Here is a 26,655-nt window from a genome sequence, read left to right as displayed (position 1 = left end):
CCTGAAAACGGGTCCGCGCCGCGCACAGTTCCGAACGGCGACCCTGAGACATCCCTGAGGCGCGACCCCTACTCGTCCCTGAGACCCTCCTACCCAATCCCGGACTCGGCCAGGTCACGGATCGGCCGCTCCGGTGGATCGTTCCCATGCTGTACCCTCGGCGACCTCAGGGCCTGGTAGTCAAATTTGAGGAGTTCGGTATCGCTGTGCAGAGTGTCCCTGCGGCAACACCGTCCGAGATCTCCGAACTGGCCCGCTGCTGCGCCGTCTTCGTCCCGGGCGATCCGGCCCGTACCGGCAGCGTCGCCTTCTGGCGGCCCGACGGCACCGCGCCGCCGCTCGTCACGGCCGGGTCCGCCGAAGACCTGACCGTCGCCGTGCCGGGCGACGACGGGGTCCTGCCGAGGAGTGTGCGCGCCGTCGTCCTGCCCGTGCGGGCGGCGCTGCCGGTGCTCACGCGTGCGCGTACCGACGCGAACGGACACCGCGGAAGCGTGTTCTGGGGCGCCGCTTCCGTGCTGGCCCTGCAGTTCGTGGCACGGGGGTTGCTGCTGCCGGGTCTGTCCCCCGCAGACCACGACGCGTGGCGGGTGGGCCCGCTGTCCACGGAGGACGTCGACCGCGTCCGCCGACTGGCCGCCACGATGCCGCCCGAGGCCCACGCCGTGCCGGTCGAGGCCCACGCCGCTGCGGTCGACGATTCGGCGCCGCCACGGCTGCCCGATCCAGAGCAGTTGCTGCGCGCTTTCCTCGACGCGGTGGCCGACACCCTCCCCCGCTCACCCGCCGCCCCGCTCGTGACGGGCGGACCCGCCTACGCGGCGCGCGAGCCGCGGCACATGCCCGAGCAGCGCGCCTGGGCCGCCGATGTCTCCGCCGGCCACGACGCCGGCGTACGGATCTCGCTGCGGATCGAGGTGCACGGCCTCGCGGACCCTGCCCTGGACGAGGGGACGCTGACCTTCCGGGCCGTTCCCCAGGTGCACGGCGTGACCGATCCGGGTCTCGTGGCCGATGCCACCGAAGTGTGGGGCGGATCCGGCGTCTTCGGTCCACGCGCGCGCATGGACGCCCTGCTCGCTCTCCGTCGCGCGGCGCGGGCCTGGCCGCCGCTCGCGCCGTTGCTGTCGGCGAGCGTGCCGGACGCGGTCGAGCTGGCCGACGAGGAGGTCACCGAGCTTCTCGGAGCGGGCGCCCAGGCGCTCGCCGCGGCCGGTGTCGACGTGCACTGGCCCAGGGAGCTCGCCCGCGAGCTGACCACTCGTGCCGTGATCGGCCCGCCGGACGACGCGCCGAAGACCGGGCGGTTGGCCTCGGACACGCCGTCGTTCCTGTCCGCCGACGCGCTGCTCGCCTTCGACTGGTCGTTCGCGCTGGGCGATCACCAGCTCACGCGCGAGGAACTGGACCGACTCGCCGAAGCGAACCGTCCCGTCGTGCGGCTGCGCGACCAGTGGGTGCTCGTGGACCCCCGTGAGGTCCGCCGCGCCCGCGGTCGGCAGGAACGCAAGATCACGCCCGTGGAGGCGCTGGGCGCCGCTCTGACGGGCTCCGCGGAGGCGGACGGTCAGTTGGTCGACGTACAGCCCACGGGGTGGCTGGCGGCCCTTCGGGAGCGGCTCGCGGATCCCGAGGCGCAGGAGCCCGTGGCACAGCCCGCCGCGCTCTCGGCCACGCTGCGCGACTACCAGCGGCGGGGGCTGAGCTGGCTGGCCCGCATGACGTCCTTGGGGCTCGGCTGCTGTCTGGCGGACGACATGGGGCTCGGCAAGACGATCACGCTGATCGCGCTCCATCTGCACCGGCAGACGGAAGAGCCGTCGGCCGGTCCCACGCTCGTGGTGTGCCCGACGTCCCTGCTGGGCAACTGGCAGCGCGAGATCGAGAGGTTCGCGCCGGGCACGCCGGTGCGCCGCTTCCATGGGGCGCGGCGCAGCCTGGAGGGGGTGGCCGACGGGGAGTTCGTGCTCACCACGTACGGGACGATGCGCCTGGACACGGCCCGGCTCGCCGAGGTGCCGTGGGGCATGGTCGTGGCGGACGAGGCGCAGCATGTGAAGAACCCGTACTCGTCGACCGCGCGGCAGCTGCGTTCCATCGGCGCGCGCGCACGCGTGGCGCTCACCGGCACCCCGGTGGAGAACAACCTCTCGGAGCTGTGGGCGATCCTCGACTGGACGACCCCGGGGCTGCTGGGCCGGCTCGGGACCTTCCGCGCCCGGTACGCGCAGGCGGTCGAGGGCGGCCAGGACCCGGCGGCCGGCGAGCGGCTCGCGCGCCTCGTCCAGCCGTTCCTGCTGAGGCGCCGCAAGTCGGATCCGGGGATCGCCCCCGAACTGCCGCCGAAGACCGAGACCGACCGTGCCGTGTCGCTGACGACGGAACAGGCCGGTCTGTACGAGGCGGTGGTGCGCGAGACGCTCGCGGAGATCGCGGCCGCCGACAGCATGGTGCGGCGCGGACTCGTGGTGAAGCTGCTGACCGGGCTGAAGCAGATCTGCAACCACCCGGCGCAGTTCCTCAAGGAGGAGCGGCCGAAGATCGTCGGACGCTCCGGAAAGCTGGAACTGCTCGACGAGTTGCTCGACACCATCCTCTCCGAGGGCGCGTCGATCCTGGTGTTCACCCAGTACGTGCAGATGGCACGTCTCCTGGAGCGGCATCTGGCGGCCCGTGGCATCGGCACGCAGTTCCTGCACGGCGGGACGCCCGTCGCCGAGCGCGAGTCGATGGTGCGGCGCTTCCAGGAGGGTGAAGTGCCGGTCTTCCTGCTGTCGTTGAAGGCCGCGGGCACCGGGTTGAACCTCACCCGGGCCGAGCACGTCGTGCACTACGACCGCTGGTGGAACCCGGCCGTCGAGGCGCAGGCCACGGATCGCGCGTACCGGATCGGCCAGACCAGGCCCGTGCAGGTGCACCGCCTGATCGCCGAGGGAACCATCGAGGACCGCATCGCCGAGATGCTCGACCGCAAGAGGGAACTGGCCGACGCGGTGCTGGGCACCGGCGAGGCGGCGCTCACCGAACTGACGGACACGGAGCTGGCAGCTCTGGTCGAGCTGCGAGGGGGCGGGCGATGAACGCGTACGACGGCGATGCGTACGACGGCGACATGGAGCGGACGTTCGCCGCGCTGCCGCCCGCACAGGGGCGAGGTTTCGCACGGACGTGGTGGGGCCAGGCGTGGCTGAAGGCGCTGGAGGACGCGACGCTGGACTCGCAGCAGCTCAAGGCGGGTCGCAGGCTCGCGCGCGCCGGAGCGGTGGGTGCCGTGTCCGTGCGGCCGGGGCGGATCACGGCCGTGGTCCAGGGCCGGGACCGCACAGCTCACCGGGCCGACGTCCTCCTGGCGAAACTCTCCGAGGAGCAGTGGGACCGTCTACTCGGGATGACCGTCGAGCGGGCCGGGCACGTCGCGGCCCTCCTCGACCGGGAGATGCCCCCGCACCTGGTCGAGGATGCGTCGGCCGCCGGCGTCGAACTGCTGCCGGGCATGGGCGAGTTGGAGCCGGAGTGCGACTGCGGCGCCTGGGACCACTGCGGGCACACGGCGGCCCTCTGCTACCAGTTGGCGCGGCTCTTGGACGAGGACCCCTTCGTCCTGCTGCTGATACGCGGACGAGGCGAACGGGCCCTCCTGGACGACCTCCAGGCCCGCAGCGCCGCCTCCACCGAGGCTCCCGCCGGGCCACCGGGAGTGGACGCCGCCGAGGCGTACGCGGCCGGCGACATCCTGCCGCCCCTGCCCGACCCGCCCGAGCTGCCCGCGTCGCCCGGCGTGCCGCCCTCGCTGGACACCGAGGTCCCACCCGGACCGGGCGTCGATCCGGCCGCCCTGCGCCATCTGATCGCCCGTACGGCGGTGGAAGCACGTCGGCTGCTTGCCGACGTGCTCCGCGCCGGATCGGAACTGCCGGGCTTCGAGCCGGAGTTGACGGTCGCCCAGGATGCCGTTCGGCTGGCCGTGGATGCCCAGGACGAGGAGGTCCTGGACCGGCTCGCCGTCGGATCGGGGCGCAGCCAGGAGGAATTGACCGCGGCCGTAGAGGCCTGGCACGTGGGTGGTACCACCTCGCTGTCCGTGCTGGAGGAGGAGTGGTCCGTCTCCGGCGAAACGCTCACACGCGCGCGTGCGGCTCTCGAGTCGGCCTGGGACGAGGACGAACGTCCGGCACTTCGGATGCGGGGCAACCGATGGACCGTCGTCGGCTCGCCGAATCAACTGCGCCTGGGGCGGGACGGCCGCTGGTGGCCGTATCGCAGGCAGCAGGGGCGCTGGGTGCCCGTCTCGGGCACGTCCAGGGATCCGGCGACCGCCTTGGCCGCTTTGGAGCCGACGCCCGGGGAGGCGGGCTCCTGAGACGGGCGTCGCCTCGACACATGGGCGACACCGGATCCGCGAGCAGGATGCGCCCACCAGGGCCCTCACCAGCGACACGGTCGGCCCGTGTGCTCGGTCAGCCGACGCCCCCAGTTCACCTCTTGGTAGCGGCGCGTTCGCCGGAGGGCCGAAATCTGGCCGCTGTCTACGAAGTTGTCACTCAGGAGGCCCGATGTCCCCGCACGCCACCGGCCCGCACCGCATCAGACGTTCCGTCGCGGCAGGTGTTCCGCTCGCCGTGATCGCGGCCCTCGTGGCGGCCGGCCCGGCCGCAGGCACCCCGTCGCGGACCGCGCACGTCATCCACACGGCCACGCTCGGCGACATCCCGCTCGGGCCGTTCAGCAACTCCCTGCTGCCCGGCACCGTGGCCAATGACCGGGGCGTCGACCTCGGCGGCATCGGCAGCGACATCTACCCGGCGGGCCGCAAGGGCGAGTTCTGGACGGTCACGGACCGCGGGCCGAACGGCCAGATCAAGGTGTCCGGCAAGAAGCGCCGTACGTTCCCGGTGCCCGGGTTCGATCCGGCGATCGTGAAGATCCGGGTGTCCGGCAGCTCCGTGAAGGTGCTCGACGCGCTCCCGATCACCACGTCTTCGGGGAAGGCCGTCACCGGGCTGTCGAACCAGGAGGGACGCGACGAGGCGCCGTACTCCTACGACGCCCAGACCCCCTTGTCGTACAACCCGAACGGGCTGGACACCGAGGGCATCGTGCGTGCCGCGGACGGGACCTTCTGGCTCGTCGACGAGTACGGGCCCTCGATCGTCCACGTCTCCGCGCGCGGGAAGGTGCTCACGCGGTACGTCCCCAAGGGGCTGCACCTCAGCGGCGCCGACTACCCGGTGGTGGAGGCCCTGCCGGCCGTCTATCTGCACCGGCAGATCAACCGCGGCTTCGAGGGACTCGCCCAACTGCCCGGCGGCGACCTGGTGATCGCCCTGCAGAGCCCGCTGTCGGTGCCGGACGACGACACCGCCAAGGGCTCCCTCAACACCCGCCTGCTGCGCTTCTCGCCCAAGAAGAAGGCGGTCATCGCCGAGTACGCGTACCGCTTCGACCCGGTGAACGTCGTGGACCCGAGCGAGGACGACACCTCCGAGCTGAAGATCTCCTCCGTCGTCGCCCTGGCCAACGACCGGCTGCTGGTCGAGGAGCGCACCGACAAGGCCGCGCGGCTCCAGGTGGTCAAGCTCGGGCGGAGCGCGAACATCCTGGGCGGCGCCTACGACGACGACTCGACGTCGCCCTCCTTGGAGGAGCTCGACGACCCGGCCGCCGCCGGTGTCCCGGTGCTCGCCAAGAAGCTGGTCGTCGACCTGGGCACGGTCGCCGGTGTGCCCCAGAAGATCGAGGGCGTCGCGCGCGTGGACTGCGACACGATCGCCCTCATCAATGACAACGACTTCGGTATGACGGACGGCGGGGAGGCCTTCGACGCACAGGGCCGGCTGGTCGACAGCGGGATCGAGACGACGGTCACCTACGTGCGGTTGCCGCACGGCATCTGAGCCGACGTCACGGCAGGTCGATGTCCCCCAGGGACGGGATCAGCGATTCGATCTCGCTCGGGATGCCGCTCGGCAGCTCGGTGGGCAGCTTCGTGGGGAGACCGCTGGGCAACTCGCTCGGCAGGGTGGTCGGAATGCTGAAGGACGGCTTGGGCGAGCCGCTGGAGCTCGCGCTGCTCTCGGCGGGTGACTTCTTGTCGGGCGAGTCGTCGTTGCCGGAGGCCATCCACACGAAGACGGCGACGACGGCCGCGACCGCCGCGATGCCGACCAGGAGGAGGAAGGGCGGGTTCCGACGCCTTCCGGGCGGCTCCGGTGGCGGCTGCCAACCCGCCTGGGTCGGCGGCTCGTGTCCTCCTCCGTTCCCATAGGCCCCGTAACCGGGGCCGAAGTCGTCCGAGGGCGGTCCGAAGCCACCGCCCGAGGGCGGCGGGCCACCCGGCGGTCCGGGCGGCTGAGGCGGTACGGGCGGCATGGCCATACCGTCCAGAGTCGCCTCGGAACGGACATCAGGCGACCCCCACGCGGAAGTTGATACGGGCCCATGCCGTGGACCGCACGATTCCGCAGCAAACGCACGCACGCGTGTGTGCATCGCCGCAAGCACACACGCGTGCACGCGTGTACGAGCGGTGTCAGCCACACACGCGTGCGCGTGCGAAAGGTGCCGACGGTGTCAGCCGCGAGCCCCCAGCAGGTGGTCCATGGCCAGCTGGTCGAGGTGCTCGAAGGCCATCCCGCGCGCGGCGGTCGCCTCGACGTCGAACTCCTCGAACGCGCCGCGGTCCGCGAGCAGCGCCTGCAGACCGTCCGCGGCGGTCGGCTGGGCGAGTTCGTCCAGGCGCGAGGCCTTAAGGGCCTCCTGGACCTCCGGGTCGGCGCGGAAGGCGGCGGCGCGGTCCTTGAGGATGAGGTAGTTGCGCATGCAGCCGGCCGCCGAGGCCCATACGCCGTCGAGGTCCTCGGTCCGCGGCGGCTTGAAGTCGAAGTGCCGGGGACCGACGTAACCGGCGGTCTCCAGGAGGTCGACCAGCCAGAAGGCGGCACGCAGGTCGCCGGCGCCGAAGCGCAGGTCCTGGTCGTACTTGATGCCGGACTGGCCGTTGAGGTCGATGTGGAAGAGCTTGCCCGCCCACAGGGCCTGCGCGATGCCGTGCGGGAAGTTCAACCCGGCCATCTGCTCGTGACCGACCTCGGGGTTGACCCCGTACATCTCGGGGCGCTCCAGGCGCTCGATGAACGCGAGGGCGTGGCCGACGGTCGGCAGGAGGATGTCGCCGCGCGGCTCGTTCGGCTTGGGCTCGATCGCGAAGCGCAGATCGTAGCCCTGGGAGACGACGTACTCGCCGAGGAGGTCGAAGGCCTCCTTCATGCGGTCGAGGGCCACGCGTACGTCCTTGGCGGCGCCGGACTCGGCGCCCTCGCGGCCGCCCCAGGCGACGTAGGTCTGCGCGCCGAGTTCGACCGCCAGGTCGATGTTGCGGATGGTCTTGCGCAGCGCGTAGCGGCGCACGTCGCGGTCGTTGGCGGTGAACGCGCCGTCCTTGAAGACCGGGTGGGTGAAGAGGTTGGTGGTGGCCATCGGCACCTTCATGCCGGTGGCGTCGAGTGCCTGGCGGAAGCGCTTGATGTGGGACTCGCGCTCGCTGTCCGAGGACCCGAAGGGGATGAGGTCGTCGTCGTGGAAGGTGACACCGTGGGCGCCGAGCTCGGCCAGGCGCTGCACGGACTCTACGGGGTCGAGGGCACGCCGCGTGGCGTCGCCGAACGGGTCCCTTCCCTGCCAGCCGACGGTCCACAGCCCGAAGGTGAACCTGTCGTCGGGGGTGGGCTGGTAGCTCATGCCGCGGCTCCTTGATTGCTTGCGACTGCTCACTGATTGCCGGTGACTGCTCGCTTGCGACTATTTCGTCATGGCGGTTTACAAATTAGTATGCGGACGCATCCCTGGGAAGGGACAAGATGTCCCCGAAGGGGTGCGGTCCGGGTCGCCCAGGCCTTGGCACCCTCGAAACAGCAGGTCAGAGCCCGCAGAGCCGCGGAAAAAGGGAGAGCCCGATGTCAGCAGCCGAGGGTCCGCTCGTCGTCGGCGTGGACACGTCCACCCAGTCCACCAAGGCGCTCGTCGTCGACGCGGCCACCGGTCGGATCGTCGCGAGCGGTCAGGCGCCGCACACCGTCTCCTCGGGGGCGGGCCGCGAGAGCGACCCCCGTCAGTGGTGGGACGCGCTGTGCGAGGCCTTGCGCCAGTGCGGTGACGCGGCGCACGAGGCGACGGCGGTGTCGATCGGCGGCCAGCAGCACGGTCTGGTGACGCTGGACGAGCGGGGCGAGCCGGTGCGCCCGGCCCTGCTGTGGAACGACGTGCGCTCGGCGCCGCAGGCCCGCCGCCTGATCGAGGAGCTGGGCGGCCCGAAGGCATGGGCGGAGCGCACCGGGAGTGTGCCCGGCGCGTCCTTCACTGTCACGAAGTGGGCCTGGCTGGCCGAGCACGAACCGGAGGCGGTCCGTGCCACGAAGGCGGTGCGTCTCCCCCACGACTACCTCACCGAGCGCCTCACGGGACAGGGCACGACCGACCGCGGTGACGCCTCCGGCACGGGCTGGTGGGCGGCCGGGACGGAGTCGTACGACCAGGAGACCCTCGCGCACGTAGGCCTCGATCCGGCACTGCTGCCGCGCGTGGTGCGACCCGGCGAGGTGGCGGGAACCGTGCGCGACAGCCACGAACTGCCCTTCTCCAAGGGCACGTTGGTGGCTCCCGGCACCGGTGACAACGCCGCCGCCGCGCTCGGCCTCGGGCTGCGTCCCGGCACACCGGTGCTCAGTCTCGGCACCTCGGGCACGGTGTACGCCGTCTCCAAGCGGCGGCCCGCCGATCCGACGGGCACGGTGGCCGGCTTCGCCGACGCCCACGGGGACTGGCTGCCGCTGGCCTGCACGCTGAACTGCACGCTCGCCGTCGACCGCGTGGCCGCCCTGCTGGGCCTGGACCGCGAGGCCGTCGAACCCGTCACCGGCGTCACGCTCCTGCCCTACCTGGACGGCGAACGCACCCCGAACCTGCCGAACGCCTCGGGCCTGCTGCACGGGCTGCGCCACGACACCACCGGGGGCCAGCTGTTGCAGGCCGCCTACGACGGCGCGGTGCACTCCCTGCTCGGGGCACTGGACCTGGTCCTCGACGAGGACGCGGACCGCTCGGCTCCCCTGCTGCTGATCGGCGGCGGCGCCCGGGGCGCGGCCTGGCAGCAGACCGTACGCCGGTTGTCGGGCAGGCCCGTCCAGGTGCCCGAGGCCAAGGAGTTGGTCGCGCTCGGCGCCGCGGCGCAGGCGGCGGGCGTGCTGACCGGCGAGGACCCGGCCGCCGTCGCCCGGCGCTGGAACACGGCCGCGGGACCGGTCCTCGAAGCGGTGGAACGGGACGAGGCGACGCTGGCCAGGATCGCCGGAGTACTCTCCGACGCGGCCCCGCTGCTGGAACGGGGGACCGACTGAACTCCCCGACGGACGGCGACCGAGGACTGACCCAGGCATGACCGCACCGCTGCACGAGGCCCACCCCGACGGCCCGGGGCGGCCGTCGCACGAGGCCCGTCCGGTCGGCACCGCGCGGGCCCTGCCCGACACACAGCAGGGCATGCGCCGCCGCAATCTCGCCCGGGTCATGCACGCCGTCAGCGCCGAGGGGCCGCTCTCCCGGGCCGCCGTGGCCTCGCGCATCGGTCTGACCCGGGCGGCCGTGTCGACCCTTGTCGACGAGCTCATCCGCTCGGGCCTGCTCGAAGAGCTGGGCCCCGAGCGGCCAGGCCGAGTGGGCCGTCCCGGCTCGGCACTCGCCGTCAGCGGGCACGGTCCCGCCGGGATCGGCGCCGAGGTCGGCGTCGACCATCTCGCGGTGTGCGCGGTCGATCTGCGCGGGCAGGTCCGCGCGAGAGCCGTGCTGCACGGCGCCAACCGCGGCCGCTCCCCCGGCCCTGTGATCGAGGAACTCACCGAACTGGTCCGCCGGGTCGTCGCCGAGGCGGAGCGCGAGGGGTTGTGGCCCGCGGGTCTGGCGGTGGCCGTCCCGGGCTTGGTGGCGCGCGACGCCCGCACGGTCATGCGAGCCCCGAACCTCGACTGGCACGACACCGATCTCGGCGCGCTGCTGCCCACGGACTTCCCGCTGACCGTCGACAACGAGGCCAATTTCGGCGCGCTCGCCGAACTCTGGCTCGGCCAGGACACTCCGCTGGACTTCCTGCACGTGTCGGCGGAGATCGGCATCGGCGCGGCGGTCGTCGTGGCCGGTGGGCTGCTGCGCGGAACGCGCGGTTTCGCGGGCGAGTTGGGGCATGTGCCGGTGTGGCCGGACGGACCCGGGTGCGCGTGCGGCGGGCGCGGATGTCTGGAGCAGTACGCCGGTGAGGAGGCGGTGTTGCGCGCGGCGGGCCTGGAGCCGGGCGAGGACCGGGTCGGGCTGCTCGCGCACCGGGCGGCGGCGGGCGACGAGGACGTACGGCGTGCGCTGCAGGACGCGGGAACGGCGCTCGGCATCGCGCTGACCGGTGCGGTCAATCTGCTGGACCCCGAGAGTGTGGTGCTCGGCGGCGCGCTGGCCGGGCTCGCGCCCTGGCTGTTGCCCTCGCTGGAGGCGGAGTTGGACCGGCGCACCGCGGGGCCGGCCTGTCCGGTGTCGGTGTCGCGGCTGGGGTCCGACGGGCCGTTGCTGGGCGCCGCGCACTCGGTGGTTCGGGCGGTCCTCGACGACCCGACGGCGGTGGCGGGACGGGCCTGACTCCGGCCCCAATCTCCGCTGAATCCCCGGCTGTTCACCCCTGTGGGTGAGCGAGTTGTCCACAGTCGGGGCGCCGTCCACCGAACCACGCTGTGCCCTTCTGCCCGACCCACGAGCGCCGTACCGTGATTCACGCGAGGCACACCCGTTCCGACGGGCGATGCCGAGCAAGTCGGCGTGGATTGAGGGGGATTCACATGTCGGGGGAAGCGAAAGCGGGCCTCAGGCCGGACGCGATCGGACTGCGCGAGGTCCTGTTCCAGAGCATCACGGCCATGGCACCGGCCGCGGCGGTCGCCGCGTCCATTCCGTCCGGTGCCGCCTTCGCGGGCGGCAGCCTGCCGCTCGCGGTACTGATCGCGCTCGTGGCCTGTCTGTTCACCGCGTCCTGCGTGGCCGAGCTGGCGCGGGAACTCCCGAGCGCGGGCTCGGTCGCCACCTACGCGGCGCAGGGCCTGCACCCCACCGTGGGCTTCCTCGTCGGCTGGGGTTACGTGTTCGTCGAGGCGCTGATCCCGCCGCTGCTGCTACTTCAACTGGGCTTCACCACCGCGGGGACGCTGCACCAGGAGTGGTCCTCGTATCCGGCCGACCTGTGGTGGCCGTGGGCGCTCGCGGGCGCGGCGATCATCGCGGCCGCCGGCTACTTCGGAGTGCGCGCGTCGGCCCGGTTCGGCACGGTCCTCGGCGTCTTCGAGGTGCTCGTCTTCCTCGTCTTCGCCGTCTGGCTGATCGGCAAGGCCGGCGGAGACAACACCCTGTCGGTGTTCGGTACGTCCCACACGCCCGCGGACCATGAGGGCATCAGCGGGGTATTCGCCGGGTCGGTGTACACGGTGCTGGCCTTCGCCGGATTCGAGGCCGCGGCACCGCTCGCGGAGGAGACGAGGAACCCGCGCCGCACGATGCACCGCGCGGTGCTCGGCGCCGCTCTGTCGATCGGCCTGTTCTACGTGGTCACGACGTATGCGATGACGGTGTACTTCGGGCCGGACCGCTTCGCGACCTTCGGCGCATCCGGAGACGCGTCCTGGGAGGGAGTCGCACGGGCATCCTTCGGCTTCTTCTGGGTGCTGGTGTTCCTCGCGGTGGTCAACTCCACGATCGCCAACGCCAACGCGTGTGCCAATGTCTCGACGCGGACGGCCTTCGCGCTGGCCCGCATCCGTGTCCTGCCCGGCCTCTTCGCCTCGCTCCATCCCCGGTACCGCTCCCCCGTCGCCGGGATCGCCGTGCAGATGGTGGTGGCGGTCGGCGCGGTGCTCGGGCTGGGGTTCGGCTACGACCCGGTGACCGCGTTCCTGCTGCTGGCCACGGTGATCGTCACGGTCGTGATCGGCGTGTACATCGTCGTGAACCTGGCCTGCGCCGGCTACTTCCTGCGCCGCGGGCGGGCGAGGCTCAAACCGGTACGCCACCTGGTGCTGCCCGTCCTCGGCATCGTCGCGTTCGTGCCGGCCCTGCTGACCGCCGCGGGCCTGCCCGTCTTCGACTTCGTCTCCGAGCTGACCGCCCCGGTGTCCTACGCGGGCCCGGTCGTCGGGGTGTGGATGGCGGCCGGGATCGTGGTCCTGGTCGTGCTGATGCGGCGCCATCCCGAGCGCATATCCGAGACCGCCCGTGTCCACCTCGACGACCCCACCCCGAGCGGCCTTCCGCAGAACGGAGCAGCACAGCGATGAACGGCCCCCGGATCCTGACCGTACGGCCCGAACCGGGCGAGTACGCCTGGACGTTCGGCGGCGCGCCGCCCGTCGCCCGGATCGCGCCCGGCACTGTTCTCGACCTGTACACCGAGGACTGCTTCGCGGGGCGGGTGCGGTCCGAGAAGGACCTGGTGTCCGAGGTGTGCGAGTTCCCGTTCCTCAACCCGCAGACCGGCCCTTTCCACGTCGAGGGCGCGGAACCGGGTGACACGGTCGCCGTGCACTTCGTGTCGATCGAGCCGGCCCGGGACTGGGCGGCGTCGACCACGGTCCCGCTGTTCGGCGCGCTGACCTCCACGCACACCACGGCCACGCTCCAGCCGCCGTTGCCGGAGACCGTCTGGATCTGGCAGTTGGACCGGACGCGGCGCACGGCGTTGTTCCGGGCGCACGACAGCGACTTCGAGGCCGAGCTGCCGATGGACCCCATGCACGGCACGGTCGGTGTGGCGCCCGCGAATCTGGAGGTGCGCTCGGCCCTGGTGCCCGACGCGCACGGCGGCAACATGGACACACCGGAGATGCGGGCGGGCGTGACCTGCTACCTCGGGGTGAACGTGGAGGGCGCGCTGCTCAGCCTGGGTGACGGGCACGCGAGGCAGGGCGAGGGCGAGACCTGTGGCGTCGCCGTCGAGTGCGCGATGAACACCATGGTGATCGTCGAGCTGCTCAAGGGGATCGCCACCCCGTGGCCGCGCATCGAGTCCGACACGCACATCATCTCGACTGGCTCGGCTCGTCCGTTGGAGGACGCGTTCCGGATATCCCAGCTCGACCTGGTGCAGTGGCTGGTGCGCGACTACGGGTTCAGCGAGCTGGACGCGTACCAGTTCGCGACCCAGGCCGTGGAGTCGCCGTTGGCCAACGTGTGCGACACGAACTACACGTGCGTGGCCAAGCTCCGCAAGCAGTGGCTGCCGGCGCGCGAGACTCACCGCGGAGTGCATGCGCGGCTGCGGGAGACCGCGGCCACGCTGCTGCGCTGAGCGGCCCGCCACGCTGTTGGGCTGAGCGGCCCGCCACACCCCACGGCCGAAAGACACGTCACGACCGAAAGGCGCGGCTCGATGGAGCAAGCGAGACCGAACACCACCCGGCGACGGTTCCTGAAGGGCACCGCACTCGCCGCCGTCCCGTACGCGTTACTCCCCGACACACGGGCCGGCGCGCAGCCCCTGGCCGTCGACTATCCGGGCGCCGAATGGCAGCCGGCGAGCACCTCCAACTACACGGTGTCCGACCGCCCCGCCTCCTACGCCGTGAACCGCGTGGTCATCCACGTCACGCAGGAGACGTACACGGACACGATCGGCATCTTCAAGAACCCGCAGAAGAAAGTGTCCGCGCACTACCTGGTGCGGTCCGCCGACGGTCATGTGGCGCAGTGCGTCCGGGAGGCCAATGTCGCCTGGCACGCGGGGAACTGGAGCTACAACACACACAGCATCGGCATCGAGCACGAAGGGTGGGTGGACAAACCGGCCTACTTCACGGACGCCCTGTATGAACAGTCCGCGAGGCTCACGGCGGCGATCTGCGCCAAGTACGGCATCGTCAAGGACCGGGCGCACATCATCGGGCACTACGAGGTGCCGGGGACGGACCACACCGATCCCGGGCCCAACTGGGACTGGACGCGCTACATAAGGCTGGTCAACTTCGCCTGACGGCGAACCGACGCGCATCGTTGCGGTGAGCCCGGTCGAAAAGGTTGTCGGCGCGCGTACCCGGAGTGACGATGTCCCCAACCGCATCGCCCTTCGAGGAGGCCCAGTTGACCGATCCGTGGGTGGCCCTCGAACCGGGGGCCGACCCTGCCGAGCACGCGCGGATGCTGCGTCGCGCGCACGAGACGTTCACCGAGAAGGGCACGGTGCCTCGGCCGGTGCGTTCGGTGGTGGCCGAGTCGTGGCGGCGTTCCAGGCGGGCGGGCGTGGGACCCGACGGCACGGCGAGTGTGGATCTCACGGACGGTGACCTCGGCGCCTACCGGGCCGAGCATCCGCTGGCGCGGGTGATGCCGCTGTTCCGTGAGCTCATGGGGACGTTCGCGGCCGACGGCGAGCATCTGCTCGCGGTGTGCGACGCGCAGGGCAGGCTGCTGTGGGTCGAGGGCCATGCGTCGACCCGGCGTGAGGCCGGGCTGATGAACTTCGTGCCGGGTGCCCGTTGGGCGGAGACGGCGATGGGGACGAACGCGCCGGGGACGGCGGTGGCGGTCGACCGGCCGGTACAGGTCTTCGCCGCCGAGCACTTCACCCGGCGGGTGCAGCCCTGGACGTGCGCGGCGGCTCCGGTGCACGATCCGCGCACCGGGCGGGTGCTCGGTGCCGTGGACATCACCGGCGGGGACGGGCTGGCGCATCCGCACAGCCTGGGCTTCGTGCAGGCGGTCGCGCGGGCGGCGGAGAGCCAGTTGGCGCTGCTCGCGCCGGAGTGGCCGGCCGCGGACACGCTGGAGCTGACGGTGCTGGGCCGGGACGAGGCGCACCTGGTCACGGGCGGGCACGCGATCAGGCTCAGCCGGCGGCACAGCGAGATCCTCGTGCTGCTCGCCCGTCATCCCGAGGGGCTGACCGGCGACGAGTTGCTGTGCGCGCTGTACGAGGACGAGTCGGTGACGCCGGTGACGCTGCGTGCCGAACTGGCCCGGTTGCGCAGGGTGCTGGGCCCGGGGCTGCTCGATTCGCGGCCGTACCGGCTCACCGTGCCCGTGGAGAGTGACGTCGCCGTCGTCGAGCGGAGGCTGGAGACGGGGGCGGTCACCGCAGCCGCGACGGCGTACACCGGGCCGCTGTTGCCCGGGTCCCGGGCCCCGGCGGTGGTGCGGCTCAGGCACCGCCTCGCCGACGGACTGCGTACGGCGTTGATCGCCCGCCGCGATCCCGACCTGCTGTCCGACTGGGCGCACGCGCCGTGGGGCGAGGACGACCTCGACGTGTGGCGGGCGCTGTCCGTGGTCCGGCCGACGGCGGCGGTCCGATCCCGACTCGCGGCGCTGGAGTCCGAGTTGGCGGCGCCGGCCGACTGGACGGGAACCTCGTCGCGCCGGGGCGGTTGGGCCCCGTAGGACATGTGCGGCGTCCTGGAACGGGGGTTCCGTAGGGGCATGCTGCCCTGCGGCACGGCAACGTAGTTGCAACGTCCTCGCTCCTAGCGTCCCGAGGAACGCTGCCCAACGGCGGGCGGCGGTGCTGAAGGAGGCCGACCAGCATGACCCGTTACGCGGCGCCCGGTACCGAGGGCGCGATCGTCTCCTACCAGGCGCGCTACGACCATTTCATCGGCGGCGAGTACGTGCCGCCGGCGCGGGGGCAGTACTTCGAGAACCCGTCACCGGTGAACGGGCAGTCCTTCACCGAGATCGCGCGCGGCACGGCCGAGGACGTGGAGCGAGCCCTGGACGCGGCGCACGCGGCCGCGCCGGGCTGGGGCCGTACGTCGGTGACGGCACGCGCGGACATCCTGCTGAAGATCGCCGACCGGATGGAGGCGAACCTCGAATCGCTGGCGGTCGCCGAGAGCTGGGAGAACGGCAAGCCGGTGCGCGAGACGCTGGCGGCCGACATCCCGCTGGCCATCGACCACTTCCGGTACTTCGCGGGCGCGATCCGCGCGCAGGAGGGCTCGGTCGGCGAGCTCGACGACGACACGGTGGCGTACCACTTCCACGAGCCGCTGGGTGTGGTCGCGCAGATCATCCCGTGGAACTTCCCCATCCTGATGGCCACATGGAAGCTGGCGCCCGCCCTCGCCGCGGGCAACGCGGTCGTCCTCAAACCGGCCGAGCAGACCCCGGCGTCCATCCACTACTGGATGAGCCTGATCGCCGACCTGCTGCCGCCGGGTGTGGTGAACATCGTCAACGGATTCGGTGTCGAGGCGGGCAAGCCGCTCGCGTCGAGCGCGCGGGTGGCGAAGGTGGCGTTCACGGGTGAGACCACGACGGGGCGGCTGATCATGCAGTACGCCTCCGAGAACATCAAGCCGGTCACGCTGGAGCTCGGCGGCAAGTCGCCGAACATCTTCTTCGACGACGTGTGGGCGCAGAACGACGACTTCCGCGACAAGGCGCTCGAAGGCTTCACGATGTTCGCGCTCAACCAGGGCGAGGTGTGCACGTGCCCCTCCCGGGCGCTCGTCCAGCGCGGCCACTACGCCGAGTTCATGGAGGCGGCCGTCGCCCGCACCGAGCTGATCAAGTCGGGCCACCCGCTGGACACCGACACGATGATCGGCGCCCAGGCCTCCAACGACCAGCTGGAGAAGATCCTCTCCTACCTGGACATCGGCAAGCAGGAGGGTGCGCGCGTCCTCACCGGCGGCGAACGCATCGACCACGACGGTGAGTTGAAGGGCGGCTACTACGTCCAGCCGACCATCTTCGAGGGCGACAACCGCATGCGGATCTTCCAGGAGGAGATCTTCGGTCCGGTCGTCTCCGTGACGTCCTTCGACGACTTCGACGACGCCATCAAGCTCGCCAACGACACGCTGTACGGCCTCGGTGCCGGTGTCTGGACGCGGGACATCAACACGGCGTACCGCGCGGGTCGTTCGATCCAGGCGGGCCGCGTCTGGACCAACTGCTACCACGCGTACCCGGCGCACGCGGCGTTCGGCGGCTACAAGCAGTCGGGCATCGGACGCGAGAACCACAAGATGATGCTGGAGCACTACCAGCAGACGAAGAATCTCTTGGTGTCGTACTCGCCGAAGAAGCTCGGCTTCTTCTAGAGGCACACGAAAGGGTGCCTGATCTGGAGAGACTCCCGTCAGGCACCCACCTCAATAACTAGCGTCTACCCTCCCCTCGGTTCGCACTCGGCGGGGTCTACACCCGAGGCGAGCCAGAAGGAGATGCCAACCTGCCGCAGGTCGTCAGACCGCTTGGCGAGATCCAGTACACGCTCATCCAAGGTGAGCGCGAGTTCTCTGGAGCACCCCAATTGATGTTGTACGCCGAGGTGTCGATGTAACCAGCCGCATTCTCGAAGACATTTCCGTCGGTGGCGACGCCGAAACGGGCGATGGGGTCCCGGAGCATGCGCACGAGCACCGGTGGAATGGGGATCTTGCGGCAGCCTGGGCTGATGGCTGCTGCGCTTGTCGAACAGTTGGCGCCGGAAGACCTGCGGGAGCTCTTCCAGCGGGTGGTGCCGCCGGCCCCGAAACGCCCGCGGGGTGGTGGACATCGTCGGCGAGGGGACCGTGTGGTGCTGGCCGCGACCGTCTTCGTGGCTACTTCGGGCTCCGCCTAGAACCAACTGCCGTCTGGTCCCTGACGAACTCGGCTCTCTTGGCGAGCTGGATTGGTCGCGTTGTGTGCTCGACTCGGTCAGCGTCCGGGCCCTCAGAGGGGGAAGCCGACGGGACCGAATCCGACCAGCCGCGGCAAGAACGGTTCGAAATTCACCTCATCGTGGACCGTCGCAGGCTGCCGCTGTCGATCGGACTTCCTCGGCGAACCTCCATGACGGCCAGGCGCTGATCCCGCTTGCCTGTGGCATCCCCCGTCCGCTCACACAGCAGCCCACGACGCCGCAGGCCCGACAAGCTGCACGGGGACAAGGGATACGACTACCGCCACCTGCGCTGCTGGCAGCCCTCCCGCAGCATTCGCCACCGTCTAGCGCGCAAGGGTATCGAGTCGTCCCGGCGCCTGGGCTGGCACCGCTGGGTCGTGGAACGGACGGTGTCCTGGCTGTTCGGCTGCCGGCGCCTCCACCGCCGCCATGAGCGCAAGCCGGAACACTTCCTCGCCTTCACTGCCATCGCCGCGACCCTCATGTACCACCGCCGACTCATCAACTAAAATGACGTCCAAAGGCTGTCCCGCAATGATCAACCGGCTTGACGTGGTCAGCGGCGGGGAGTCACCTTCCCGAGCATCCTGAACTGTTCGGCGACACGCCTACCACTCTCGGGGCGGTCACGTGATGGCCTGGCCGGTTGTGGTCGTCGGCGCAGTTTGGAGAGAACCGCCAGCTAAGACGGCTCCGTTGCCCGTCTTGCCGTTGATGGCATCCGACTCGGGTTTGTCCGCTGTGATCGCTCCGGCCTTGACGTGGGTCGCTTCGATCGCGCCCGCCGATATCTTCGTTGCCGCTGCGGAGTTGACCGCGATCTTGTCCGCCGTCACAGACAGAAGGTTCAACTTGTCCGTGGTGATGGACAGCGCAGCGACCTTCTGACGGACGGGCATGACACCTCCCTGCGAAGTAGGACATGCCGGAGTGGCGGCGCTGCAGTCAACTGGGGCGCGGCGTGGGGGGCGGGGGGGCGTAGACCATCCCAGTTCCACTGGGAGGCCCAGGTTGCACATTCGGCGAGACGTGCGCACACCCACGGATCCTCCTGAAGAGAGGCAGGCAGCTTTGTGGAAGGACCAATGCCTGCGGCAGATATCTGTTCCGCCGTTAGATGGAGGGCGCCGGAGAGGTCGACCTCTAACAGATTCGTTCCCGTTAGGTTGACATTCCGAAATCGGGTCCCGTCGTACGTACTTCCGTGCAGTATTGCTCGCTCCAAGTTCACTTCCACCAGGTGTGCCTCGCTGAGGTCACAGCCCAAGATGCCCGCCCGGACTAGGTTACAGCGGTAGAAGTTGGTGTTCTTGAGCGACAGCTTGACCCAATTGACATCATAAAGGCGCGAGAGGGCGACGTTGGCGCGACTTAGACCGTCGCCCTCAATGATCTCGATTCCAGCTAGGTCGGTGCGCCGTAAATCCAGCCGGAAGTCTTCACTATCGCCTGCGTCACGAGTGAGCACGGTTAGGGATGCACCGATGTCAACGGAGCGCGCATGATGTGGATCAGGAGTGCGGGGCACGTCCTCGCCAAGGATCGACGTTGGTGAGTGGTGTCGGAGGTAGGCGGCAAGCACCTCCCGAACCATCAGGCGATCTGCCGGTGAATCGGCAATTATCCTGCCCAGCGCGTATATGCCACCCAATCGCACATCGGCAGCCTCTGAGGCCAGCTGTTCAACTGCTTTTATGTATCGGTCAGTTATCTGCTCCTGCTCCTTGAGAGCGTGAGACAGACGGTCGAGCGCATGCTTCCGAGCCGTATAGATAAGGGCCACGAAAGCACCCACCCCCGCCGCAATCTTTAGGATCTGCGACCGATCTCGATCCAACGCGGCATGTTGTGCCGACGGTTGCAGCTCACCGAGCACGCGCAGACGATCGCCGTCGAGCCACCAGGGCCCCTGAGAGTACAGACCGATGAATACAGCGATGAGAAGCACACTCATTCCGCATGTGAGAACTGTGACGTGACCTGAAATCCAACACAGCAGTCTTCTCCGCATGCATCCAATTATCCCCTACACTCTAAGACTTGACCCACAGCATCAGGCTCGACTTCAACGACTGCTCAGTCCAGGGCATCGGTCACCGCCTCTGACACCATTAGTCCGGCCTCCGGCCTCCTGGATCCGTTGACGCATTGTCCCCTCGTACAGGCGGGCGCAAGCTTCGACCGCTGGGTGGAGTTCGGCGAGGATCAATGCCGCAGGCTGCGGCACGTGGGTTTCTTGAAGGCGTCGGCACCCGGAGGTCGGCGGCGCAGATGCCGACAGACAGGGACAGGCCCTGGTGGACGACGATGAGGTGGATTCCCTATCCCTGCTCTCGGGTCCTACCGGCATCCCATCTGAGCCTGCGACGTGCGGAGTTCCGTCAGCCTCTTCCGTATCTCGGCGATCTGCTCGACGAGTTCCTTCAGCTCGGCCCGGTCCTCGGGGTCCTTCGGGTCCAGGCTGTCCCGGAGCCGTCGTAGGCCGTCGATCTCCCGGTCGGCCGCGGCGATGTCGGCTCGCAGCTTCCCGCATGCGGCGGGTTCGGTCACGGTGACCGCGACGGGCGGGGTGGCCGCACCGAACCATTCCACGCCGTCCCGCACCATGCGCCACTGCAGGACGGTCGTGGAGGCCGCGGGTGCCTTGAGGTCGACGGCGAAGGTCACTTCCTCACCAGGTGCGACAGGCGTAGGCAGTTCGACCCGGCCGGTTCCCCAGGTGGTGTTGTCCTGCGGCGACTGGGTGCCGAGTCGGTACTGCTCCTCGGGCCGCCACGTCGTGGTACCCGTGTTGCGCATCGTGAACGTCGCGGAGAACCCGTCATGGGCGCCGACACTCGCCGGCACCGTGTGCGTGACGAACACGGCGTCGTTCAACTCGCCCGCCCAGGGGTGCAGTTCCAGAGTCACGCTCCAACGGTCGATGCCGTCGGGTACGGGACCCCCGGCGGCGCGGCGGGCGGCCAGCAGTTCCTTGAGCCGTTGCTTCCCGACATCGATCCAGGCCTGGGCGTCGGCGCGCGGAGTGGGAGTGCCGGCGGCAGGGCGGGTGGGGTCGGGCTGTCCGTACCGGACGTTCTCGTCGCGCCATGTGCCGAGCCGCGTCTTCGCGATGTCGGTCGCGCTCCGCCAGCGTGCGCTGTCGTGAGCGTCCCCGTCGAGGGTGTCCGCCGCGCGCATCCAGCCGTAGTCCCGATTGATCCGGATCAGCCCGGGGTCGATCGTGGTCAGGTCGTGGATATCGACGTCCGGGGCTATCACCACGGTACGGGGTGCGCCCCCGCCGGCCTTCGGGCGCACGGACAGATCATCCACGGTGATCTCGTTGAGGGCGATGGTGACCATGGCCCTGCTGAGCACGTCGGCGAATCCCGCACTCGCGAAGGTGCGCGGCTTCTCGGGCTCGACGGTCAGCCGTGACGCGCTCACCGCATAGATCTCCTCGGCCCCCGCGTCCGCGGCCGCCTGCACCGGGACGATCTCGCGCACCCCGCCGTCGACGTAGTTCTCGTCGGCCAGGGGCACGGCAGGGAACATGGCCGGGATACTCGCCGAGGCGAGGACGCCCTCGCGGATGTCGATCACGAGCGGTACCCGAGGCCGAGCGGCCACGCAGTCCGCGAGGGCCTGCCGGGCGCTGGCGAGTGCTTCCTGGGCCGGCTCGACACCGTTCTCGATGACGTCCTGCTTCTCGCGCGGCGCGGCCGTCCGCAGCAAAGCCTGTTGTTCGCGGAGATCTCGCTCCCGGGCCTCGACCTCCTTCTCCAACGCGCGACAAGCGCCCGTCAGCCTTCCCGCCCACTCGGCCGGTGAGCCGTCGCGCTCCAGCACCGCGCCGCTCTCTGTCACGTATCGCAGACTGCCGCTTTCCAGGGCGACCGTGGCCATCCGCAGTTTCCCCCCCGCCGCCGCCCACGCCGCGATGGCGTCGAGGTCCAGCTGAGAGTAGAGGCGGTCGCGGATGGGCGTGAGGTTATAGAGGCTTTTCGCCTCCGCCACCAGGCGGAGCGATTTGAGCAGCGCTATTCCGTCCCCGAGGAAGAACACGACACTGCCGATGAACTTTCCGATGGCCGCGAGGTCGCCCCACGCGTCGGCGTCCGACGCGGATCCCGGGATGCCGAGGTCGGCGGACCGCCCTGTCAGCAGATCACGGACCCGGTCGTCCATGTCCGGGTGGGACAGCCAGGGCTCCTCCAGATACATATCCGCGTTGGTCCGCAGCGACGCCCACAGTCGTTCCAGGCCGCTCAGTCCCCGCTCGGGGTGTGCCGGATCCTCACCCTCCGCGAGTTTGACTGCGTTCACCGACCCGACTGATGTGCTCACCAGGATGTCGGGGCGGATGCCCCGGTCGTAGAGCAGGCGCAGCGCCCCGACCTCGAAATCCCCTCGGGCTCCTCCACCGCTGAGACATATGGCGACTGTCATTCTCCGACTCCCCCTTGCTGTCAAACCACGAACTCGCTGTCAGGCCACGAACTTGCCGTCAGGCCACGAACTTCCAGACACCGGGCACCCCGGTGGTCTTGCAGAGGTAAAGATCGGCATTCGCGTCCAGCACCAACTCCCCCGCGTTGTGGAAGCCAGCGGTGGGCGCGCCGACCGCTTGCGAGCGGCCGAGCCGGATCGCCGCATGAGCCCCCGACGCGTACATCCCGGTGCCGTATCCGCCGAGGCAGACCACCGCGACGCCGCCCGGGGACTCCGAACCGTTCTCCGCCAGGACCGCCGCCGCCGCGCCCGAGCGGGTCGCCGCGCGGATGCCGTCGCCGTCGACGCTGTACGCGTCGAGGGCCTCCCGGTCCCGGCTGAAGGCCAGGACGCCGATCCCGCGCAGACTGACCCCGAGGGTGCCCCGCCCCTGGGTGCTGTACCCATACACGCCGTCCCCGGACGGGCTCTCTCCGCGTACGCCGGCCTGGGCGTTCGGCGGTGCGGCGTACCCGTGCACGGCGTTGCTGCCGTAGCCGTAGCCGCGCAGGCCGGGCTGGCTGAAGCCGACCCCCGTGACGCCGCCCGGGTCGCCGACCACGTACAGGGCGCCGCTGGCGCCGCTCGCGTCCAGGTACGTCGTGTCGGTGGCCGAGTTGCTCGCTCCGGCGACCATGGGCGAACCGGTGGCCGCTGGCGTGGTGTCCTGTGCGGGCCGGATGTCCTGTGCGGCGGGCGGCTGGGGTTCCGCTCGCTGCTCCAGCTCCTCCAGCAGCCGCAGCGCCTGTTCCCGCAGTGCGGTCAGCCGCGCGGTGACATCCCACGTCTCGTCGCTGGTCACGGCCGGTTCCTCCTCGTACGCGGGGCTTTTGACGCTAGGAAGAGCCGGCGGCGGCCCGCTTCCAGGAAATCCCCTGCCTCCGAGGGCAACGTCACTCGCGCAGCCCCGGATGGCGGTGAGCGAGTTCCGTACGGTTGCGGACGCCCAGCTTCCGGTAGACGTTGCCGAGGTGGAACTCCACCGTCTTCGGGCTGAGGAACAGCGCGGAGGCCGCCTGCTTGTTCGTGGCTCCCCGTGCGACCGCCTGGGCGACCTGGAACTCCTGCGGCGTCAGGTCCTCGGAACCGGACGGCTCTGACCGGGCTCGGACGGTCTCCCCAGTCGCCGTCAGTTCCCTGCGGCAGCGCTCCGCCCAGACCACGGCGCCCAGTCGCTCGAACGCCTCCAGCGCGCCCCGCAGTTGCTCCCGCGCCCGCACTCGCCACCCCGCGCGGCGCAGCCGTTCCCCGTAGCCGAGCCGTGTCCGGGCAGTCTCCAGCGGGCAGGAGACTTGTGCGTGCAGGGCCAGGGCCTGCTCGAAGCAGTCCTCCGCGCCCTCCTCGGCGGCCAGTGCGCGCACCCTGAGGGCGATCGCGGCGTGCAGGGGAATGTGCACCTGCCCCGCGTGCTGCGCCAAGGACGCCAACGCCCCCGGCGACAGGGGCAGTCCGCAGCGGATGCGTGCCTCCATCGCGTCGAAACAGCTGTCGAGGAGGCTGTCGGGATCGTCCACGGAGGTGGACATCGCGCCCTCGCGTAATCGGCGCAGCGCCTCCGGGTAGTCGCCGAAGCTCAGTTCGAGCAGTCCGAGGGCCTCGCTCGCGTCCCGCGGGTAGTCGGTGTCCGCGCGCCGCAGCGCCAGCGCCCGCTGCCCGTGCCGCCTGCACGCCTCGGCGTCACCTCGTACCGCCTCGACGTGGGCCAGGGCGGACAGGGACAGGTACTGCCAGAACTCGTTGTCCGTGAAGCCGGACAGTTCGACGGCCTCGGTCGCAGCCGCCCGTGCCGCTTCCGTACGACCCGTGAACACGTTGGCGTAGGAGGACACGTACAGCGCGAAGGGCAGCATGCCCAGGGCTCCGGAGACCCGCAGCCGTTCCAGCAGCGAGTTGACGGCGCGTCGGCCCAGTTCGTGCTCCCCGGTCCAGTTCATGGTCGCGGCGGCCAGCACGACGTACTCGGTCGGCAGTTCGTCACCCCGGGTGCGCACCGCCTCCAGGCAGCGTCGCAGTTGTTCCCTCCCCGCTGAGCCCTCTCCCAGGTGCAGCATCGTGATGCCCCGGATCAGGCCGGCGACCAGGGTCGCGGGGGCCTGCGCCCCGTCGAGCAGCTTCTCCGTCCGCATCGCCGCATCGAAGGCGCCGGCGGGGTCGCCGGACAGCAGCGAGGCCATCGCGGCGTCGGCGAACAGTTGGGAGCCGCGCCGCGGGTCGGTGTCGCGGAGTTCCTCGGCCGCGCGGAACACGAACCGGTGGGCGAGGGCGGGATGCCCGGTAAACAGTTCGACGCGACCCCGGCCGGCCGCTATCTCGGCGCGCAGTCCGGCATCCTCGACCAACTCGTCGGCTCGGGCGAGGAGTTCCCGAGCATGGGTGTTGCGCCCGCCGAGGAGTGCGTCCTTGGCCGCCGCGGTAAGGCGTCGGGCACGGTCGGGTTCGCTGACGCTGAGTGCCGCCGACCGCTCCCACGCGGCGGCGGCCGCCACGTACCCGCTGCGGGACTCGGTGGTGCGGGCCAGCTCCTCCAGCGCCGCCGCCACCTGTTCGTCGGGGCCGAGGGCCGCCTCGGCCAGATGCCAGGCCCGCTCCCCGGCGCGCCCGGGCCGCGAGCAGGCTGCAGCGAGCGCCAGATGGGCGGCCCTGACCTCCTCGGAGGACGCGGCGGCCAGCACTGCGGAAGGGACCAGCGGATGAGCGAAGTGGTACGCGTTCGAGGCGAAGGACGCCAGTCCGCTGCCCTCGACATCGGTGAACGCCGTCCGCGGTACGCCGAGTTGCCGAGCGGCGCGGGTCAGGTCCCCCGTCTCGGTCGAGGTGCTCGCGGCCATGAGGAGCAGCAGGATCCGGGCGGCGAGCCCCACCGTCGCGACCCGGTCGGCGAACAGCGCACCCGCGGCCCCAGTCGGCAGGGTGCGCGGCATCGGGCCGTGCCCGCTCAGTTGGGATCCGGTGAGCCCGTGCACCAGCTCGATCAGCGCCATCGGGTTTCCTGCACTGCGGAGTGCGAGCTGACGGCGTACGTCCTCATGAGGGCTCATCCCGGTGCGGTCGGCGACGAGTTCGCCGACCGCGCTCTCCTCCAGCCCGGCCACTTCGAGTACAGGCAGTGCGACCGTGAGCGAGTCGGCCGCCGGATCCGGCCGGGTCGTGACCAGCATGCCGATGTCCTCGGCCATCAGCCGCCGGGCCGCGAACGCGAGCGCCTCGGCGGAGGACGGATCCAAAGCGTGTACGTCATCGACGGCGACCAACAGCGGCCGTTCCTCGGCGAGTTCGGCCAGCAGGCTCAGCGTGGCGGCACAGACCTCGAACCGGTCGGCGGGCCGGGTCGGCCCGAGCGCGACGGCTCCTCTCAGTGCCTCGGCCTGGGGTGGCGGAAGCCGGTCGATGAGATGGGCGGCGGGCCGCACGAGCTGCGAGAGCCCGGCGAACGCGAGCTGCTTCTCCGGCTCCCAGCCGCGTAGCCACAGCACCCGCATGCCCTGTTCCCGTGCCGCATCGGCGCCGAGTCGCAGCAACGCGGTCTTCCCGATACCGGCCTCGCCCCGCAGCACGAGCACCCGGCTTCTGCCCTGGCGGGCGTCCTGTACCAGCAGACCGATCCGCTCGGCCTGTGCGTGCCGTCCGAAAAGCATGGCTCAGGGTAGGACGGCCAAGTCCCGGGCGCGGGGCGTCTGTTGAGCGACGGGCCAGGTCTGGCGCCTAGGGCTGAGGAGGTTCGCCGCCCTCCCTGAACCGAACCCGCACGGCGTACAGCGCGTCGTACCGATCCTGTGTCCTGACCGCGTACCGCAGGCCCAGCCGGGTCACACACGGACTCCCCCGGTGAACGCCAGCACGGCCTTGGTCGGGGCGGTGTTCTGGGGTTATGAACTCGCTCCGGCCCGCCCATCCGTCCTGACAACCCTGGGGATTCCCCCGAGGCGGCCAGCCGGACGGCGATTTTACGGTGAAGGGATTCAACACTAACGGGGAAGGAGATTCGGTTATGCCCGGAGAGTACGACGCGAGGATCAAGGATCTGTCGGTGGTCGAGAAGGGGACGTCCTTCACGGTGGACACCCTTGCCACCGCCGGTGACTTCGACGTCCTCGCGGACATCGAGGTGGGGGCGTCACTGAACGCGGTGATCACCCGCATCCAGATCTGGGTGTCGGTCGGCGACCTGAGTCAGCTCACGCGGGTCGACCTCCAGACGTACGACCAGCCCGCGACGCCGGTAAACGGGCCGCGCAGCGAACAGGTTCGCATCCCGTTCAACGCTCTCACCGGCGTCGGCGTCGGCGACGGCGACCTCCTCCAAGCGGTCGCCACGCTCAAGGTCACCGCCGGGGTGCTGACGGACGTGTCCAACGCGAAGAGCGAGCCGTTCATCTTCACCGCGTGAGGCACACACGACATGTGCCGCGACGGCAACCGGTCGTCGCGGCACATATCCATATGATTCTGAGGCTTTCCCAGACGCGCTCTACACCATCGCCTCGCCCAATCAAGGC

At 70.4% G+C, this 26,655-nt stretch carries 18 protein-coding genes and 1 pseudogene; 12 read left to right on the top strand and 7 right to left on the bottom strand.

The window, feature by feature from the left end; genetic code table 11:
* The first annotated feature begins 146 nt into the window (after positions 1-146).
* From ACWD5F_RS33060 to ACWD5F_RS33050, 3 genes are all read left to right on the top strand, one after another.
* Positions 147-3,080 (top strand): DEAD/DEAH box helicase, encoded by a 2,934-nt coding sequence (locus ACWD5F_RS33060; RefSeq protein WP_451260031.1) that lies wholly within the window; start codon positions 147-149, stop codon positions 3,078-3,080.
* On the top strand, positions 3,077-4,360 hold the full coding sequence (locus ACWD5F_RS33055; RefSeq protein WP_451260029.1) for an SWIM zinc finger family protein: 1,284 nt from the start codon (positions 3,077-3,079) through the stop codon (positions 4,358-4,360). The genes ACWD5F_RS33060 and ACWD5F_RS33055 overlap by 4 nt, the downstream gene beginning before the upstream one ends.
* A 193-nt stretch (positions 4,361-4,553) precedes the next feature.
* On the top strand, positions 4,554-5,894 hold the full coding sequence (locus tag ACWD5F_RS33050) for an esterase-like activity of phytase family protein (protein ID WP_451260027.1): 1,341 nt from the start codon (positions 4,554-4,556) through the stop codon (positions 5,892-5,894).
* Between the two features lie 7 nt (positions 5,895-5,901).
* Here ACWD5F_RS33050 and ACWD5F_RS33045 read toward each other — a convergent pair whose 3' ends face one another.
* Positions 5,902-6,375, bottom strand: a complete 474-nt coding sequence (locus ACWD5F_RS33045; RefSeq protein WP_451260025.1) for a hypothetical protein — start codon at positions 6,373-6,375, stop codon at positions 5,902-5,904.
* 195 nt (positions 6,376-6,570) lie between these two features.
* Positions 6,571-7,737 (bottom strand): xylose isomerase, encoded by a 1,167-nt coding sequence (xylA, locus tag ACWD5F_RS33040; RefSeq protein ID WP_451260023.1) that lies wholly within the window; start codon positions 7,735-7,737, stop codon positions 6,571-6,573.
* Positions 7,738-7,952: 215 nt separating this feature from the next.
* Between xylA and xylB the strand changes: the two genes are divergently transcribed.
* The 8 genes and pseudogenes from xylB to ACWD5F_RS33000 all read left to right on the top strand — a co-directional run bounded on the left by xylB (position 7,953) and on the right by ACWD5F_RS33000 (position 18,195).
* On the top strand, positions 7,953-9,392 hold the full coding sequence (xylB, locus tag ACWD5F_RS33035; protein ID WP_451260021.1) for a xylulokinase: 1,440 nt from the start codon (positions 7,953-7,955) through the stop codon (positions 9,390-9,392).
* A 37-nt stretch (positions 9,393-9,429) separates the two neighbouring features.
* Complete coding sequence (locus ACWD5F_RS33030) at positions 9,430-10,674, top strand: ROK family protein (RefSeq protein WP_451260019.1); 1,245 nt, start codon at positions 9,430-9,432, stop codon at positions 10,672-10,674.
* 197 nt (positions 10,675-10,871) lie between these two features.
* Positions 10,872-12,356, top strand: coding sequence for an APC family permease (locus ACWD5F_RS33025; RefSeq protein WP_451260017.1), 1,485 nt, complete (start codon positions 10,872-10,874; stop codon positions 12,354-12,356).
* The gene (locus ACWD5F_RS33020; RefSeq protein WP_451260015.1) at positions 12,353-13,366 is read left to right on the top strand and encodes an acetamidase/formamidase family protein; all 1,014 of its coding nucleotides are present in this window, start codon (positions 12,353-12,355) and stop codon (positions 13,364-13,366) included. Before ACWD5F_RS33025 ends, ACWD5F_RS33020 begins: the two co-directional genes overlap by 4 nt.
* 81 nt (positions 13,367-13,447) lie before the next feature.
* Entirely contained in the window at positions 13,448-14,047 is a 600-nt protein-coding gene (locus tag ACWD5F_RS33015; protein WP_451260013.1) for an N-acetylmuramoyl-L-alanine amidase, read from the top strand.
* 71 nt (positions 14,048-14,118) lie between these two features.
* Complete coding sequence (locus ACWD5F_RS33010) at positions 14,119-15,450, top strand: GAF domain-containing protein (RefSeq protein WP_451260011.1); 1,332 nt, start codon at positions 14,119-14,121, stop codon at positions 15,448-15,450.
* 143 nt (positions 15,451-15,593) lie between these two features.
* Positions 15,594-17,117 (top strand): aldehyde dehydrogenase, encoded by a 1,524-nt coding sequence (gene adh / locus ACWD5F_RS33005; RefSeq protein ID WP_401726101.1) that lies wholly within the window; start codon positions 15,594-15,596, stop codon positions 17,115-17,117.
* A 356-nt stretch (positions 17,118-17,473) separates the two neighbouring features.
* A pseudogene (locus ACWD5F_RS33000) lies at positions 17,474-18,195 on the top strand (IS5 family transposase).
* Between the two features lie 117 nt (positions 18,196-18,312).
* On the opposite strand, the gene ACWD5F_RS32995 reads toward ACWD5F_RS33000, so the two are convergent.
* The 5 genes from ACWD5F_RS32995 to ACWD5F_RS32975 form a co-directional block, all read right to left on the bottom strand.
* Positions 18,313-18,585 (bottom strand): hypothetical protein, encoded by a 273-nt coding sequence (locus tag ACWD5F_RS32995; protein WP_451260009.1) that lies wholly within the window; start codon positions 18,583-18,585, stop codon positions 18,313-18,315.
* Positions 18,534-19,280 (bottom strand): pentapeptide repeat-containing protein, encoded by a 747-nt coding sequence (locus ACWD5F_RS32990; RefSeq protein WP_451260125.1) that lies wholly within the window; start codon positions 19,278-19,280, stop codon positions 18,534-18,536. The genes ACWD5F_RS32995 and ACWD5F_RS32990 overlap by 52 nt, the downstream gene beginning before the upstream one ends.
* Before the next feature lie 746 nt (positions 19,281-20,026).
* Complete coding sequence (locus tag ACWD5F_RS32985; RefSeq protein WP_451260006.1) at positions 20,027-22,117, bottom strand: patatin-like phospholipase family protein; 2,091 nt, start codon at positions 22,115-22,117, stop codon at positions 20,027-20,029.
* Between the two features lie 58 nt (positions 22,118-22,175).
* Complete coding sequence (locus tag ACWD5F_RS32980; RefSeq protein ID WP_451260004.1) at positions 22,176-22,961, bottom strand: hypothetical protein; 786 nt, start codon at positions 22,959-22,961, stop codon at positions 22,176-22,178.
* Between the two features lie 91 nt (positions 22,962-23,052).
* Positions 23,053-25,794 carry a LuxR C-terminal-related transcriptional regulator gene (locus tag ACWD5F_RS32975; RefSeq protein WP_451260002.1) on the bottom strand — a complete coding sequence of 914 codons (2,742 nt, stop codon included), beginning with the start codon at positions 25,792-25,794 and terminating at the stop codon, positions 23,053-23,055.
* Between the two features lie 353 nt (positions 25,795-26,147).
* Here ACWD5F_RS32975 and ACWD5F_RS32970 point away from each other — a divergent pair, with 353 nt between their 5' ends.
* Complete coding sequence (locus ACWD5F_RS32970; protein ID WP_451260000.1) at positions 26,148-26,546, top strand: hypothetical protein; 399 nt, start codon at positions 26,148-26,150, stop codon at positions 26,544-26,546.
* Positions 26,547-26,655: the final 109 nt, after the last annotated feature.

The organism is Streptomyces sp. NPDC002499 (assembly GCF_053595415.1).
The sequence above is the reverse complement of the archived record's forward strand: the minus strand, read 5'-3'. Positions and strand labels throughout refer to the sequence as shown.

What these genes read in the sequence shown, in the direction of transcription:
- ACWD5F_RS32995 (WP_451260009.1), bottom strand. Translation starts at nt 18,585, where the DNA reads ATGCCCGTCCGTCAGAAGGTCGCTGCGCTGTCCATCACCACGGACAAG.
- ACWD5F_RS33015 (WP_451260013.1), top strand. Translation starts at nt 13,448, where the DNA reads ATGGAGCAAGCGAGACCGAACACCACCCGGCGACGGTTCCTGAAGGGC.
- adh (WP_401726101.1), top strand. Translation starts at nt 15,594, where the DNA reads ATGACCCGTTACGCGGCGCCCGGTACCGAGGGCGCGATCGTCTCCTAC.
- ACWD5F_RS32975 (WP_451260002.1), bottom strand. Translation starts at nt 25,794, where the DNA reads ATGCTTTTCGGACGGCACGCACAGGCCGAGCGGATCGGTCTGCTGGTA.
- xylB (WP_451260021.1), top strand. Translation starts at nt 7,953, where the DNA reads ATGTCAGCAGCCGAGGGTCCGCTCGTCGTCGGCGTGGACACGTCCACC.
- ACWD5F_RS33020 (WP_451260015.1), top strand. Translation starts at nt 12,353, where the DNA reads ATGAACGGCCCCCGGATCCTGACCGTACGGCCCGAACCGGGCGAGTAC.
- ACWD5F_RS33045 (WP_451260025.1), bottom strand. Translation starts at nt 6,375, where the DNA reads ATGGCCATGCCGCCCGTACCGCCTCAGCCGCCCGGACCGCCGGGTGGC.
- ACWD5F_RS33050 (WP_451260027.1), top strand. Translation starts at nt 4,554, where the DNA reads ATGTCCCCGCACGCCACCGGCCCGCACCGCATCAGACGTTCCGTCGCG.
- ACWD5F_RS33025 (WP_451260017.1), top strand. Translation starts at nt 10,872, where the DNA reads ATGTCGGGGGAAGCGAAAGCGGGCCTCAGGCCGGACGCGATCGGACTG.
- ACWD5F_RS33060 (WP_451260031.1), top strand. Translation starts at nt 147, where the DNA reads ATGCTGTACCCTCGGCGACCTCAGGGCCTGGTAGTCAAATTTGAGGAG.
- ACWD5F_RS32970 (WP_451260000.1), top strand. Translation starts at nt 26,148, where the DNA reads ATGCCCGGAGAGTACGACGCGAGGATCAAGGATCTGTCGGTGGTCGAG.
- xylA (WP_451260023.1), bottom strand. Translation starts at nt 7,737, where the DNA reads ATGAGCTACCAGCCCACCCCCGACGACAGGTTCACCTTCGGGCTGTGG.
- ACWD5F_RS32985 (WP_451260006.1), bottom strand. Translation starts at nt 22,117, where the DNA reads ATGACAGTCGCCATATGTCTCAGCGGTGGAGGAGCCCGAGGGGATTTC.
- ACWD5F_RS33030 (WP_451260019.1), top strand. Translation starts at nt 9,430, where the DNA reads ATGACCGCACCGCTGCACGAGGCCCACCCCGACGGCCCGGGGCGGCCG.
- ACWD5F_RS33055 (WP_451260029.1), top strand. Translation starts at nt 3,077, where the DNA reads ATGAACGCGTACGACGGCGATGCGTACGACGGCGACATGGAGCGGACG.
- ACWD5F_RS33010 (WP_451260011.1), top strand. Translation starts at nt 14,119, where the DNA reads ATGTCCCCAACCGCATCGCCCTTCGAGGAGGCCCAGTTGACCGATCCG.
- ACWD5F_RS32990 (WP_451260125.1), bottom strand. Translation starts at nt 19,280, where the DNA reads ATGGTTCGGGAGGTGCTTGCCGCCTACCTCCGACACCACTCACCAACG.